This window comes from Bifidobacterium sp. ESL1130, from assembly GCF_058507935.1.
In genome coordinates this window covers 1,777,976-1,792,796 of sequence record NZ_CP196379.1, presented here as the reverse complement: position 1 = coordinate 1,792,796, position 14,821 = coordinate 1,777,976, and the positions used below count along the sequence as shown (strand labels likewise).

Genomic DNA, 14,821 nt, shown 5'->3' with positions numbered 1-14,821 from the left:
GCACGGCCGAAGTGTTCTGAACTGGTGCTGCGTGGCTTGGCTTATCAAGATTGTGCAAAGAGCTTGATTGAGGGCGCGCGATAGAGTTGTGGCATGGCTGATTTTTCTCGAGATACGAACGCTTGCCCTCGGTTTGCCGACCTCACCACCATGGGTGTTGGAGGCAGAATCGCGCGATTCGTGGAGCCGAGGACGGAGGATGAGTTTATTGCGGCAGTGCAAGATGCTGATGCCTGTAACCTGCCGTTGTGCGTGATTGGCGGAGGATCGAACATGCTGGTCTCGGATGACGATTTCGATGGGGTAGTGGTGCGGGATGCGAGGTGTGACCCACAACGTTATATCGAATTCGATCTAGAGGATGAGCGTGATGCGAGCGGTGAACAGCATACGAACGGTGAGGTGCGTGCGAATGCCGAACTATACGTGAGTGAATCTGCCGGTCTGATTGAGCGCGGCGAGCATGCTGGCGAAGAGGCGTTGACTGGCTCGGATATTCGGCCGGGGCGTCTCATTCCCAGCTCGGATGCTTATGGATATGTCACTGTTGCCGCTGGCGTGAATTGGGATGACTTCGTGGCTTGGTGTGCGGAGCGCGATCGCTCGCAGATTGAGGCGCTTTCAGGCATTCCGGGCACTGTCGGCGCGTCTGTGGTGCAGAACATCGGTGCCTACGGGCAGGAAGTGGCCTCCTTTGTGAACTCAGTGACGGTGTTCGACCGTCAGACTGGACAGAAGCGAACGCTGAACCACACGGATTTGAAGTTCGGGTACCGTATGTCGCTGCTCAAGCAATCCATGTACTGCGATGACGGAACCGATACTTCTGGCGGAACTGATACGTCCGTCGGGGTTGTCGCAGGCGTTGCGGCTGATGCGGATGCTCCGACCGGTGTGCCCGATACAGACGGCATATCCTCTGAACGCAGAGCCAATCGCTTTTTCCCCTCGCCTCGCTACATCGTGCTGGACGTGACATTCGGCCTGCCCAAAAGCAGAACCAGCATGGTCGGCGAGGTGAGCGCGGTGGACGGTGTGGCCGGCAACGGTGCCGGCGAGCGGCAGAGCGCTTCCGGACAGTTGTACCGCGCGCTGCTTGCCGAGGGGCTGGAAATTTCCAACAGCAATCTTGAAGTGCCCAATGCGCTTGTGCGCCAAGCGGTGCTTGCCATTCGCGCGCGCAAAGGCATGCTGGAAGATCCATACCGCTACGAGTCTCCTTGGATGCGTGGTACGAAAGACGAGGCCAATGTTGCCGAAGCGCAACGTATGTTTGACAAGACGGTGCAGGATAAGGCGCATGGGCTGTCTGAAGCTGAGTCTGCCAGCATCGCTGCCGAGCTGCGCGCCAACCGGCACAGCTGCGGCAGCTTCTTCACCAACCCGGTGCTGAGCAAGGAACAGGCGAAGCTGCTGCCAGAAGACGCGCCGAAATATCGCGTGGCGACTGGCGAGTATGGCGAAGATGAGCATCGGATATATCGCGTGAAAACTTCAGCAGCGTGGCTCATTGACCATGCGGGTTTCCATAAAGGCTTTGCGTTGCCATCAGACAGTGAGGGTGTTGGTGACATTCACGAGGGTGGCGATGAAGGGGCGAGCCGGTCTGCGGTCGGCGGTGTGAACGATGGTGCTGCCTCTGGGAAGGGTCACGCGGCTGGGGCTTCGCTCTCGACGGTGCACACGTTGGCGCTGACCAATCGCGGCGGGGCTTCGGCACAGCAGATCGCCGAGTTGGCGCGCGAAATCGTGCGCGGTGTGCGCGAGAAGTACGGTGTGCAACTGGTGCCGGAGCCTGTGGTGATAGGACTTGACCTATAGGTATCGCCGCAAGCACGCTGTGATTCGGCGAATTGTCGCAGTTGGATTAAGAGCGGTCTCGAACGGTTTGCAATTTGGCTCGCGGCTGAGGCTATTGGCTCTTGCCGTGTCGTATATTGAGCTGACGCACTCTGGTTTCGGTCAAAAGCGGTAGTATTGTCTATATAGCGAGGCTTTAAATTTTTAAACGTCTTTTCTGAAGCGTGCGTAAAAATAAAAACCTCTTTTTATTTTTTTTAAAACACTCGATATTGTTTTATACTTTTCAAAATTCCTGATACGCTATTGATATTCGTCATAGTTGACCCGATGCGCAAAGGAGAGATCATTGGTCACCTCAGAGAAACAATCGTTGGCCGGTATCCTGACCGACCGTAAGACGCTGGTGAAGGCGGCGATTTGCGTCGTTGTCGGCCTCGTCATTTTCCTTATTCCTGCTCCTGCAGGTGTTGACCCGCGCGGCATGCACTTGCTGGGCGTGTTCGTCGGCACGATTCTGGCGCTCATCCTTCAGCCGCTGCCCACCCCGGCCGTGGCGATCGTCGGCCTGGCGATTGCGATGCTCACTGGTTCCATGGATGTTTCCAAAGAGGCGTTCGAGGGCCTGGGCAGCTCGTCCATCTGGCTGATCGTCTCCGCGGTCTTCTTTGCCGAAGGTTTCGCTGCGACAGGTCTGGGACGGCGCATCGCTTTGCTGTTCATTTCCCTGCTGGGCAAGTCGTCGTTGGGCATCTCGTATGGTCTCGCCGCGGCCGACTTGGTCATCTCCCCGGCAACGCCTTCCAACACGGCGCGTCTGGGCGGTATTCTTTTCCCGATTATCCGCTCGATCAGTGATGTGCAGGGGTCGAACACCAAAACCGACGAGTCGCGTAAGAAGCTGGGCGCCTTCCTTGCCGCCACGGCGAGCAACGTCAACGTCATCACCTCCGTCATGTTCATCACCGCATGTGCCGCAGGTTCGGTGATGGCGGGCATGGCCGATCAGGCCGGCGTCCATATTCCGTGGGGCACGTGGGCCATTGCCTGCATCGTGCCTGGCCTGCTGTGCCTGCTCATCATCCCGGCTCTGATCTACAAGATCTTCCCGCCGACCATCAAGCATGTGCCCAGCGCCAAAGCCGACGCCAAGCGTGAGCTGCATGAGATGGGCAGTCTGACCGTTCAGGAATGGATCATGACCTTTACCTTCGTTCTCATGATTGTGCTGTGGGCCACCGGTTCGCTCACCGGCATGGCCGCGGTTACGGTCGCCTTCCTCGGTGTCTCGATTCTGCTGGTCACCGGCATCATCGACTGGAAGACGATGGCCGCCGACAAGTCCGCTTGGCAGACCCTTATCTTCTTCGGCATCATGGTCGGCATGGCCAAGCCGCTGAGCTCCTTGGGTGTCATCACCTGGATCGGTGACCGCATCACCGGTCTGGTAGGCGGTATGCCGTGGTATGCCACCATGGTGATCCTGGGTATCGCCTACGTGCTCATCCACTACCTCTTCGCCTCCGAGTTGGCGCAGGTCGTGGCTTTGTACACGCTGTTCGTCACTGTCACCATCGCAGCCGGTGCCCCACCGTTCGTGGCCTTCCTGGAGTTCGCTTGCATCTCCGGTCTGATGGGAGCCATGACGCATTATGCGTCCGGCCCGGCGGCGCTTATTTACGGAGCCGGGTACCTGAAGACCTCTGAGTTCCTGCGTGTCGGTATTATCTGCTGTGCGGTCACGGTCACTATCTTCCTCACGCTCGGTGTGGGCTGGTGGAAGGTGCTGGGCCTGTGGTAAATAGGTGAGCGCACAATGCGTTCGTGATATGTTTTCTGCGGCGGTCGCCCCTGTGTTCATGTGCACAGGGGCGACCTTTTGTTGGGCTGCCTTATATGCGTCCGCGTTCCTTCATGACCGCCGCGACGACCCGCAGGGCAACCGACTCGCTCATCACGATGTCGGTGAACAGTCCGCCACGCAATGCCCCGAGCAGTGCTTTGGTCTTGAATTTGGAGTTGATCATGGCGAAGCGTACCGGCGTCTTCATGATGGTTTCAAGATCCAGGCCGAAGGTGGTGTCGTGATCCTGATTGAGGAAGTTGCCGTGCACGTCGAACGGGCGCCCGTAGGCGAGCCCGGCGATCTGGTCGAGGCTGACACCGGGGAATACTCGGTCGATGTTCGTCCACCAAGCCGGGATGGATTTGACGGAGTCCAACGTGCCCAGGCTAGTAAACAGCAGTTCCATGTGAGTCGCCGTCTCAAGCGTCTCTCGGGTGGCGATTTCTTCTAGCATGCCTTTTCTGGTCGCATCGTCCACGATGTACAAGGGGCCGGCGAGGGTGCAGTATTTGCTGGAAAACTGCTTGGCGACACGTTCGACCATGCGCATGGAGCCTACTTCTGACTCGTATTTCATATTTTCGCCGATGAACTGCGTGAAGGTGACGGATTCGAGGATTTCGCGGCTGAATTCATCGGTCATGTTGTACACGGTGGAACCCCATGTCGTGCCAACGACGGAGCTTTGGCGGATATAACGCTCGATGCTGTGCGCTGCATATCGGTTGATATTGGTGTGATTGCTGGTGGGGTTGCCGCTGTTTTGCAGGATGTGCAGGTGCTTGATAGGGAATTCCTGCTGCAGCTGCTGCTCGAGCCGGTGGTTGCGTGCCTCGGGGGATTGGATGATGAACGTGACGATGCCGCGCTCGCGCGCCTCCTTGAGGTATTTGTTGACCAGGTAACGGCTGAGCTGGTATTTGGATGCAATCTGCTCGAGGTTGAGCTCCGAGAGATAGTAGTCCTGGGCGATGTTGGCGAGCAGTTCCTGTGGTTCCATGATTGGTCCTTTCGGTGGTGCCGGCAAACGCAGCAGACGATTTTTAATATTTTAAACCTGCTTGCGGTAATTGAGTAAAGAGTAAAACGTATTTTCGTTATTTTAAAAATTTATAGCTCAGATTTACAACTTTTAAACTTCTTGCTACACTTGTGCACATCGGGATTGTTCACTATCGAGCAATGCTCGAAGGTTGTTTGTCCATGAAAAAGGAGTTGGGTTTGATGGACCAAGAAAAGATTCTGCAACTGCATCGTTCGCACACCGGTGTGTTGGATATCGCCGCCGATTTGCCGGTGACGAACAGGGCAGAGTTGGCTGAGGCCTATACCCCCGGAGTGGCTGGTCTGGCCAAGCTTATTGAGCACGATCCCCACGCCAAGGATCTGTACACGGTCAGCGGCAAGCTGGTTGCCGTCATCACCGACGGTTCGGCGGTGCTGGGCTTGGGCAACATAGGCCCTGCCGCGGGTCTGCCGATTGTGGAAGGCAAGTCGTTGCTCTATAAGCAGCTTGCCGGCGTTGATGCCATCCCCATGACGGTCGAACAGGTGAGCGCCGATGAATTCGTCGATACGGTAGTCAATATTTCACAGTCTTTTGCCGGTATTCACTTGGAGGACATCGCGGCTCCGAAGGTCTTCGAAATCGAAGAGAAGCTTAAGCGGCGTGTGAATATTCCGGTGTATCACGACGATCAAACCGGTACGGCCATCGTGGTGCTTGCGGCGCTCATCAATGCGGCCAAAGTGGTCGGCAAGCCGCTGAAGGACCTCAACGTTGTCATCAATGGTGTGGGCGCTTCGGGCGTGGCGACGGCCAAACTGCTCTACGCCGCCGGCATCACCCACCAAACGCTGGTCGACATTGACGGCGTGGTACGAGCGGATGACGACCGGTTCAACCCCTACCAGCGTGAAGTGGCGGGACGTATGGAATCGGCTGACGGTTCAACGCTCGACGAGGTGATTGACGGTCAAGACGTATTCATTGGGCTCTCTGTCGACCATGTGCTGTGTGCAGACCAGGTGCGCCGTATGGCCAGCGATCCCATTATCTTTGCCTTGGCGAACCCGGTTCCTGAAATCGACCCCGACGAGGCGCATGATGCGGGAGCTGCGGTAGTGGCTACCGGTTCGTCGCAGTGGCCGAACCAAGTCAACAACATTCTTGCTTTCCCGGGTCTGTTCAAAGGGTTGCTGCGCTACGGGGTCAAAGAAGTGAGTGTCGAGTTGCAGCTCGAGGTATCTGCCAAGCTGGCTGCTCTTGTTGAGCGACCGGACGCACAAAATGTTGTTCCGGGCGTGTTTGCGGATGGTGTGGTTGAAGCCGTTGAAGTGGCGGTTTCCCACTTCGCTCCAGCGCAAGAGCAAGCTTCCTGAGCTTGTGTAGGAATTTGCACGGTATGCGGAGTTAGCCGCATACCGGGAGGAATGTGGTGTAGGAGTGTGAGGAAGGGGTGCCATGGCTACCGTCATCAGGGATATATATCTCGACAATGCACAGTCAAACCGGCGCTGGCGCCAATTCCTTGCCCAAGCCGGCATTGAGCGGTTCCTTGAGTCTGAAGTGACCTCACTGGATCAGACCGTAGGCGTCTTTGACGATGACCGGCTGGTTGCCACTGGTTCCATTGCGGGATCCATCATCAAGTACATGGCTGTGTTGCCAGGGGCTGGCGTTCACGGGGCGCTGTTCAATCAAGTGTTCAGCGAACTTGTCTCGCGTTTGGCGGCTCGTGGCATCTTCCACTATTTTGTATTCACCAAGCCAGGTTATGTTGCTTCGTTTGAGCATGTCGGCTGTACGTGCCTGGCTCAAGTCGATGCCGGAGCCGTCCTGGAAGGTGGAGTTCCGGGCATCGAAGCGTATCTGGATCGTCTGCCGCAGGAACGTGAAGACGCTGACGTGGCTGCCATAGTCATGAACGCAGACCCGTTCACACTGGGACACCGCCATCTTGTCGAACGTGCCGCCAGTGAGCATGAACGAGTGTATGTCTTCGTCTCGCGCAACGACGCGTCGCTGCTTACCAGCGACGAGAGATTGATGCTGGTGCGTCAAGGGCTTGCTGACTTGGGGAACGTGGCTGTGTGGAGCGGAGGGGACTATCTCGTCAGCTTTGTGACCTTTCCCTCCTACTTTCTGCATGCCTCGCAGAACGTGGTCGATTACCAGACGCGTCTGGACGCCACGGTGTTCGCTCGCTGGTTCGTTCCACGGCTGTCGGTCCGTGCTCGCTACGTGGGCGAGGAGCCCTTCTCTCCCGTCACCGCCACCTACAACGCCGCCTTGCGTCAGGTATTGGAACCGCAAGTGTGCGTTCAGATCGTGCCTCGTCTTGAAGTCGTGGGAATCCCCGTCAGTGCCAGCGCGGTGCGTCGTGCGATTGGCGGAGATGAGCGTGGAGATATCGCGACGCTGGTGCCGCGTACCACTGAAGATTTTATCCAACAGCATTGGGCTTCATTGAGGTCCAGAATCAAGAAAGGAATAGCAGCACATGAACGTGAAACGTAATGCGACTGCGGGGACGCTGGAGTCTTCCGACATCCAAGTGACCATTGCCCCAGGTAGCGCCGGCGTCAACATTGATCTGCAATCCGATGTGATGAAGCAGTTCGGCACGCAGATCAAGGAGACCATCTCCGGTGTGCTTGAACGCTATGGCATCGATAACGCAGAGGTCAAGGCGGTCGACAAAGGGGCGCTGGACCTGGTCATACGGGCACGCACCATAACGGCGGTGCAGCGCGCGCTGGACATAGTAGACGAGCCGAAGTGGGAGGTGCTGTGATGGCTGAGAATACTGAACGGTTACGGCGCACCATGATGTTCGTGCCTGGCAACAATCCTGCAATGCTCAAGGACGCCGGGATCTACGGTGCCGACTCCATCATGTTCGACTTGGAGGACGGCGTCGCGCTTGAGCAGAAGGATGCCGCCCGCTATTTGGTGTATGAGGCATTGACCGGGATCGACTACGGTGACGTCGAGCTGGTGGTGCGCATCAACGGCGATGACACCCCCTTCTACGAGAACGACATCAAAGCCATGGTAAAAGCCGGCATCGAAGTGATTCGTATGCCCAAGGTGGAGTCTGCCGCGATGATGCACGATCTCGAAGAGCGTGTGGCGGCTGCTGAACAGGAGTTCGGCAAGCCGGTGGGGTCCACCAAGCTCATGGCCGCCGTTGAGTCTTCCGAGGGTGTACTGCATGCCGAAGAGATTGCCAAATCTTCGGACAGAATGATTGGCATCGCCCTGTCCGCCGAGGACTACACCACCGACATGAAAACGCACCGTTACCCTGATGGGCAGGAGCTGTTCTTCGCGCGCTGCATGGTGGTGCATGCCGCCCGCGCGGCAAAGATCGCGGCGTTCGACACGGTGTTCTCCAACATGAACGACCCGGAGGGCTTCTACCGCGAGACGAAGCTCATCCACCAGATGGGCTTCGACGGCAAGTCGCTCATCAACCCCCGCCAGATTGAGATGGTCAACGAAGTGTTCCTGCCCACCGCCAAAGAGGTGGAGAACGCGCAGAACGTGATCGCCGCCATTGAACGGGCGCGTGAACAAGGATCAGGTGTGATCTCAATGAACGGCAAAATGGTCGATCGCCCGGTGGTGTTGCGTGCCGAGCGCGTGATGAAACTGGCTGAAGCCTCCCATCTGCTTGACGAGGAAGGAAACTACCTTGGAAAATAACGTAGGTCGGATTTTGCCCGACGATATCATGAACAATCTGGGGTTTGAACCTTACCGGAGCGCTGACTATGGCGACCCCGTGGTGACTCGCGTCGCGCCGAAAGTCCATGCCTCCAAGGGAGAGGGCAAGCTTTGCGATTCCCTCGAGGACGTGGTGCGTCAGAGCGTGCGTGACGGCATGACCATTTCCTTCCACCACCATTTGCGCGGCGGGGACTTTGTCTTTAACCAAGTCATGCGCATCATTATCGATGCAGGCTACCGAGACCTCACCTTGGCTCCGTCCTCGCTCACCGGAGTGATGAACGACATCGTCGTAGAGGCTGTTGAACAAGGCGTGGTCACCAACATCACCTCCTCGGGTATGCGCGGTTCCCTAGGCGAGGCTGTCTCTCATGGGCTGATGGAAAACCCCGTCATTTTCCGTTCCCATGGCGGCAGGGCCCGGGCAATCGAAGAAGGCAGCATCAAGATCGATGTGGCGTTCCTCGGTGTGCCCAACAGCGACGAGATGGGCAACGCCAACGGCATGGAAGGCAAATCGGCGTTCGGCTCTCTGGGATACGCCATGGTCGATGCAGCCTATGCCGACACGGTGGTGCTCATCACCGACGAGATCAAGCCCTACCCGAACGCACCCGCTTCCATCAAGCAAACGCAAGTGGACTACGTGGTCAAGGTCGACACCATCGGTGACCCCGAAAAGATCGGTTCCGGCGCCACCCGCTTCACCAAAGATCCCAAAGAGCTCAAGATCGCCAAGTCGGTCAACGAGGTCATTACGCATTCCCCGTACTTCAAGGATGGGTTCTCCTTCCAGACCGGTTCCGGCGGTGCGGCGCTCGCAGTAACGCGTTTCCTGCGTCAGTCCATGATCGATGCCGATGTGAAGGCTTCGTTCGCTCTTGGCGGCATCACCAAACCGACGGTGGATTTGCTCGAAGAGGGGCTTATCGGCCGCATCATGGACGTGCAGGATTTCGATAAGGGTGCTGCGCAATCCATGCATCTGAACGCCAACCAGCAGGAGATCGACGCATCTTGGTACGCCGATCCTGCCAACAAGGGTGCGATGGTTGACAAGCTTGACGTGGCCATTCTCTCAGCACTGGAGATCGACACGAAGTTCAACGTCAACGTCATGTCGGGGTCGGACGGTGTGATTCGTGGCGCGGTCGGCGGACATCAGGATGCCGGCACGGCGAAGCTGACGATTATCTGCGCTCCTCTGGTGCGTGGGCGCATCGCTACGGTGGTGCCTGAAGTGACTACGGTGGTTACTCCAGGAGCGTCCATCGATGTGCTGGTTACCGAGGTGGGCATCGCCATCAACCCGGATCGTCAGGACTTGCAGAAGGCGCTTGGCGCCATCCCGGGTCTGCCGGTCTACTCGATCGAGGAACTTCAGCAGCGTGCGCAACGCATCGTGGGCGTGCCGGAACCGTTGAAGTTCACCGATCGTACGGTGGCGCTGATTGAATACCGCGACGGTACGATTATCGACACGATTCGTGAAGTGGCTGACTGACCGTTGATCTGTATGCCTGCCGGCATGTGCTGTGGGCATACGGGTCACCGGTTCGATCTCGTACATTCGGTCACGCCGGCACGTGTTGCAGTGTGACCGGGTGTGTGGGACATGTATGCGGTGGGTCGATCGATAATCGACTCACCGCGTCCCTCGGTTCCTTGTGAGCTGAGGGCTGCGCCTTGATGGGAAGAAGGAATGTATGTTGTTGGATGCGGGGGAGCGCCAGACGCTCCCGGCCATTCTTGAGAACCGGCAGTGGCGTGAGCGTGAACAGCGCAAGCTGGCAGAACGGTTTCCGGGATGTTGTGTTGTCTCGGTGAAGATGAATATTCCCGGGGCGGTGAAAACGAACGATGGCATCCGTGCGATGTTCAGCACGGGCATGGAGGAATTCGGGCGTCAGCTGAGTGAGCGTGGCATTGAGCTCGTGGAATATCATGTCTATATGAAGCGTGCCACGGGGCCGGAAGCATTCATGGTGCTCGACGGCGGAAGCCTGACGGTCAAGATGGAGGCCATAGCGTTTGAAGATGATTATGTCATCGGGCGTCTCTTCGACGCGGATGTGATGACTGCTGCTTCGCAGGACCAGCTTTCGCGCAGTAGCCTAGGCATAGATCCGCGGGAGTGCTTGGTGTGTGAAAAGCCGGCCAAGGTGTGTGCCAGAGCACAGGCGCACAACGTGTGGCAGATAGGCAATGCGGTGGACGGCTATTTCAGGCAGTACCGTGACATGGTGCGTGAGACACAGTGCGAGACGGTAGGATGACTGCGCATAATGACGTGGTGAGTGTTGTGGGTATTGCGCGTTCGGCGCAGCGTGCCATGCTGTACGAGGTTGTGGTGCATCCCAAGCCCGGCCTTGTTGATCCTGTGGATTCAGGTTCGCATCGCGATATGGATGTGTTCACCTTTATTGACAGTTCGGTCGCACTGCGGGGATATTTCGAACGTGCGGCGCAGGCCGGAGCGGATTTTCGCGACGATAATCTGCCGCTGCTGTTCGAACGGTTGCGTGATCTGGGACGGCAAGCCGAACGGGAGATGTTCGCAGCCACGAACGGAGTGAACACCCACAAAGGCGCGGTTTTCTCCTTGGGCATTGCAGTTGGGGCCACGGCATGGTGGTGCCGGGAGCACATGTACGACACCTGCGCCGTGCAGCGTGTGATCCGGCAGATGCTGCAGGGGCTGTCCGAACATGATTTTCAAACAATGCGGGAAGACCGACACCCTCTTACCGCAGGTGAGAAGCAATTTCTAGAATCCGGCAGAACGGGAATCCGGGGGGAAGCCGAACATGGCTTTCCTGCTGTCGTCGATGTGGCGTTGCCTTTTTTGAGGCATCGTTCCGGCACGCTCAACGAGCGTCTGCTGGACACATTGATGATGCTTGCCACAGTGACACAGGACTCCAACCTGATCAAACGTGCCGGGAACGAGCATGTACTGGAATGGCTGAAAAGCAAGGTTGACGAGTATTTCAGCTTTGGTGGTGCGTGCAGTGAGCGCGGCATAGCGTTTCTGGACGATCTCAATGCCGAATTCGTACAGCGAAACCTCAGTTTGGGAGGCTGTGCGGACTTGCTGATACTCACTATTTTCTTCGCTCTGTTAGAAGGTGCCATCGGCGATGATGGGATTGATGGCAATGGTGATGCCGATGGCGGTAACTGAGTGAAGCCTCAGGCCGGCAGCCAATCAGTGAATCAGCGAATCAGTGAATAAGTCAGTCAAGCGACCAGTCAGCCAACCAATAAATACGTGTCCAATATATGAGTAATTGTGACGAACCGCATATTTTTGTGGTTATCTTGTATCCAGCCGCGCAGCTGATCGGTGCGGCTCACGAGTTGGCAATAGCATGGGTTGGAGCACAACATGGAGTTGTTTAGAACGAAATCTGTGGAGCAGACGCTCGCGGAGACCACAAGTGGCGACAGAAAGCTCAAACGTACGTTGGGGCCTTGGGATCTGGCTGTCATGGGTGTTGCCGTCGCCGTGGGCGCCGGTATTTTCTCGGTCGGAGCGCAGGCTTCGGCCTTCCACGCAGGACCTGCTGCCATTCTCAGCTTCATCATTGCCGGTGTGGTGTGTGCGGCGGCGGTGATGTGCTATGCCGAATTCGCCTCCATGATTCCGGCGGCCGGCTCAGCGTACACGTTTACTTACACCACTATGGGCGAGTTCATGGCGTGGATTGTGGGCTGGGACCTCATCCTGGAGACGCTCATGGCCTCCTCGGTCATCGCCAAATATTGGAGTGTGTATCTCAATGACTTCATGCACCTGATGGGTGTGAACTTCAGTACCGAACTGCACTTCGGTTCCTTTACCTTCGATTTCGCCCCCATCATCGTGGTGGCGTTCTTTACGGTGCTGCTTGTGCTTGGCACGAAGATTTCGGCACGCGTGGACGGTGCGTTCACCGTGCTCAAGATCGGCATTGTGGCGTTCGTGGTCATCGTTGGTTTCTTCTACATCAAAGCGTCGAACTATTCGCCGTTCATTCCGCCGTCGCAGCCCGCGGATTCGGTGCCCGGTGCCGCAGCCGGCAGCACGATGATGCAGCCGCTCTTCCAGTGGATGACCGGCCAGCAGCCCACCATTTACGGCATTTCCGGCATCATCTCGGGAGCCGCCCTCGTCTTCTTTGCGTTCATCGGCTTTGACACCGTAGCCAGTGCCTCCGAAGAGACCAAGAATCCCAGCCGCAACGTGCCGCTGGGCATCGGTATCGGCATGGCCATCGTGATTGTCATGTACATCCTGGTGGCCATCGTCACCACCGGTATGGTTTCCTACAAAGACATGGCCAAGGTCAAGAGCCCCTCGCTGTCCACAGGTTTCGAAATGGTGGGTGCCACGTGGGCGGCCAAGATCATCTCATTCGCCATCATCATCGGTCTGACCACCGTGGTCATGGTGATGCTGCTGGGCCTTACTCGCGTCATCTTCGCCATGAGCCGTGACAACCTGCTTCCCGAAGGCCTTTCCAAGGTTGGCAAGCACGGCACGCCCGCACGTTTGCAGATTGGTGTGAGCATCGTCGTCGCTTTTGTCGCTTCCTGCTTCGATGTCGGCATTCTGTCCGACATGGTCAACATCGGTACGCTTTCCGCATTCACGTTGGTGGCCGTATCCGTTCCGATCATGCGCAAGAAGCGTCCCGACCTCAAACGTTCCTTCAAGATTCCAGGCAACCCGGTCGTGCCGATACTCATTGCCGTAGCCTGCCTGTGGCTCATGCTCAACCTCACGGTGCTTACCTGGATCCGCTTCCTGGTTTGGCTGGCTGTCGGTTTCCTGGTGTATTTCGGCTACTCCTACAAGCATTCCCGGCTTGGGCGCGGCGACCTTGACGAAGCGTCTTTGCAAGCCGCCGAGGTCTGAGAGCAGAGGTCTGCTGAACCGCGTACTCTTGGGGAAGACTTAGAAACCTGGAGGGTGAAAATGGCATATGTAATTGCCCAGCCGTGTGTTGATGTGAAAGATAAGGCGTGCGTGGACGAATGCCCGGTCGACTGCATCTATGAAGGCGACCGTTCGCTCTATATCAACCCCAACGAGTGTGTGGACTGCGGTGCCTGCGAGCCGGTGTGCCCCACCGAGGCCATATTCTATGAAGATGACGTGCCCGAGGAATGGGCATGGTATGCGGATGCCGCAGTCGAGTACTTCAACGATCTCGGTGATCTGGGCGGAGCTCAGGGCGCAGGCCCCTCTGGTAAGGATCCGTCCCAGGTGGCGGCTCTGCCACCGCAAAACCAGGAGTAAGCATGGGCTTCCACCGTTTCTCCTCTCCCTACGACTGGAGTCGCGTCGCCGGGTTCAAAGACCGGGCGAGAGCAGTGACGGGCGGCATGATCGACCTGTCCGTCGGATCTCCGGTGGATCCGGTGCCCGCTTCGGTGCAGCAGGCGCTCGCCTCCGGTGCCGACGCTGCGGATGCGCATGGATACCCGCTGACCGCAGGGTCGACGGCATTGCAGGATGAGTTGGTTCACTGGTTTGTTCAGGCTCGCGGTGTGGATCTGCAGGCGATCGGTGCTTCGGTGGTGCCCACGGTCGGATCGAAGGAAGCGGTGGCGCTTATGGCGTCCCTGCTGCATCTGAACCCGGGGGACGCGGTGGTGCAACCGCAGGTGTCCTATCCCACGTACGCCATCGGCACCCAGTTGGCCGGTGCCAAAGTAATGACCGTGGCTGATGTGGCCGATGTTGACTCCTGGCTCTCTGTGCCTCGTGTCAAAGCCATATGGGTCAATTCCCCTAACAATCCTACGGGCGAGGTGCTGTCCGCCGGGCAACTGCGGGATATTGTGGCCGCTGCGCGTTCTATCGGTGCGGTGGTGCTCAGTGACGAATGCTATGCGCAGCTTGTGTGGAGTGAAGATGGCAGCCGTGCCGGCAATGCACCATGCGTGCTCAGCTCGGATGTGTGCGGTCGCTCGTCACAGGGGGTATTGTGCCTTTACTCGTTGAGCAAACAGTCGAACATGGCTGGGTATCGTACCGCCTGCATTGCGGGCGATTGCAGCATCGTTGACGATATGACCGTCTACCGTAAGCAAATCGGGCAGATTGTGCCCGGTCCGGTGCAGGCCGCAATGGTCGCGGCGTTGCAGGATGAGGATGCGGTGTCCATGCAGCAGCTGCGCTATGCCGGCCGTTTGCGCAAACTGGTGGTTGCGCTGCAACAGTATGGCTATGATGCCCGCATGCCGCAAGGCGGCCTGTATGTTTGGGTCAAGGCTTTGGGGTGCGACTGCTGGGAAGACATGGAACGGTTGGCGACTCTTGGCGTGGTGCCGAGTCCCGGCGAATTCTATGGGGATGCCTCGCACCTGCGCTTCTCGGCCACGGCCACAGACGAAGACATCGACGTGGCTGTGCAACGGCTGATGCGCTGAAGTTCCTGCTGTCTGAGTCA

13 protein-coding genes are annotated in these 14,821 nt (G+C 57.6%); 12 read left to right on the top strand and 1 reads right to left on the bottom strand.

Annotated elements, in window-relative coordinates:
- The first annotated feature begins 93 nt into the window (after positions 1-93).
- Positions 94-1,821 (top strand): FAD-binding protein, encoded by a 1,728-nt coding sequence (locus ACSYSO_RS07100; RefSeq protein ID WP_489799484.1) that lies wholly within the window; start codon positions 94-96, stop codon positions 1,819-1,821.
- Between the two features lie 328 nt (positions 1,822-2,149).
- A complete protein-coding gene (locus tag ACSYSO_RS07095; RefSeq protein ID WP_489799486.1) occupies positions 2,150-3,601 on the top strand; it encodes a DASS family sodium-coupled anion symporter in 1,452 nt (483 codons plus the stop codon).
- Between the two features lie 91 nt (positions 3,602-3,692).
- Here the strand turns inward: ACSYSO_RS07095 and ACSYSO_RS07090 are convergent, their stop codons facing one another.
- Entirely contained in the window at positions 3,693-4,646 is a 954-nt protein-coding gene (locus tag ACSYSO_RS07090; RefSeq protein ID WP_491701729.1) for a sugar-binding transcriptional regulator, read from the bottom strand.
- Between the two features lie 224 nt (positions 4,647-4,870).
- Between ACSYSO_RS07090 and ACSYSO_RS07085 the strand changes: the two genes are divergently transcribed.
- From ACSYSO_RS07085 to dapC, 10 genes are all read left to right on the top strand, one after another.
- The gene (locus ACSYSO_RS07085) at positions 4,871-6,028 is read left to right on the top strand and encodes an NAD(P)-dependent malic enzyme (protein WP_489799593.1); all 1,158 of its coding nucleotides are present in this window, start codon (positions 4,871-4,873) and stop codon (positions 6,026-6,028) included.
- An 82-nt stretch (positions 6,029-6,110) separates the two neighbouring features.
- Positions 6,111-7,166, top strand: a complete 1,056-nt coding sequence (citC, locus tag ACSYSO_RS07080; protein WP_489799490.1) for a [citrate (pro-3S)-lyase] ligase — start codon at positions 6,111-6,113, stop codon at positions 7,164-7,166.
- The gene (gene citD, locus ACSYSO_RS07075; protein WP_489799492.1) at positions 7,150-7,443 is read left to right on the top strand and encodes a citrate lyase acyl carrier protein; all 294 of its coding nucleotides are present in this window, start codon (positions 7,150-7,152) and stop codon (positions 7,441-7,443) included. The genes citC and citD overlap by 17 nt, the downstream gene beginning before the upstream one ends.
- Entirely contained in the window at positions 7,443-8,357 is a 915-nt protein-coding gene (gene citE, locus ACSYSO_RS07070) for a citrate (pro-3S)-lyase subunit beta (protein ID WP_489799494.1), read from the top strand. The genes citD and citE overlap by 1 nt, the downstream gene beginning before the upstream one ends.
- The gene (gene citF, locus ACSYSO_RS07065) at positions 8,347-9,885 is read left to right on the top strand and encodes a citrate lyase subunit alpha (protein ID WP_489799496.1); all 1,539 of its coding nucleotides are present in this window, start codon (positions 8,347-8,349) and stop codon (positions 9,883-9,885) included. Before citE ends, citF begins: the two co-directional genes overlap by 11 nt.
- 202 nt (positions 9,886-10,087) lie before the next feature.
- Positions 10,088-10,657, top strand: a complete 570-nt coding sequence (gene citX / locus ACSYSO_RS07060; protein WP_489799498.1) for a citrate lyase holo-[acyl-carrier protein] synthase — start codon at positions 10,088-10,090, stop codon at positions 10,655-10,657.
- The gene (gene citG, locus ACSYSO_RS07055; RefSeq protein WP_489799499.1) at positions 10,654-11,565 is read left to right on the top strand and encodes a triphosphoribosyl-dephospho-CoA synthase CitG; all 912 of its coding nucleotides are present in this window, start codon (positions 10,654-10,656) and stop codon (positions 11,563-11,565) included. Before citX ends, citG begins: the two co-directional genes overlap by 4 nt.
- A gap of 204 nt (positions 11,566-11,769) precedes the next feature.
- Positions 11,770-13,281, top strand: coding sequence for an APC family permease (locus ACSYSO_RS07050; RefSeq protein WP_491701728.1), 1,512 nt, complete (start codon positions 11,770-11,772; stop codon positions 13,279-13,281).
- 60 nt (positions 13,282-13,341) lie between these two features.
- On the top strand, positions 13,342-13,665 hold the full coding sequence (gene fdxA / locus ACSYSO_RS07045; RefSeq protein WP_489799503.1) for a ferredoxin: 324 nt from the start codon (positions 13,342-13,344) through the stop codon (positions 13,663-13,665).
- Between the two features lie 2 nt (positions 13,666-13,667).
- Positions 13,668-14,801, top strand: a complete 1,134-nt coding sequence (dapC, locus tag ACSYSO_RS07040; RefSeq protein WP_491701727.1) for a succinyldiaminopimelate transaminase — start codon at positions 13,668-13,670, stop codon at positions 14,799-14,801.
- The last annotated feature ends 20 nt before the right edge of the window (positions 14,802-14,821 follow it).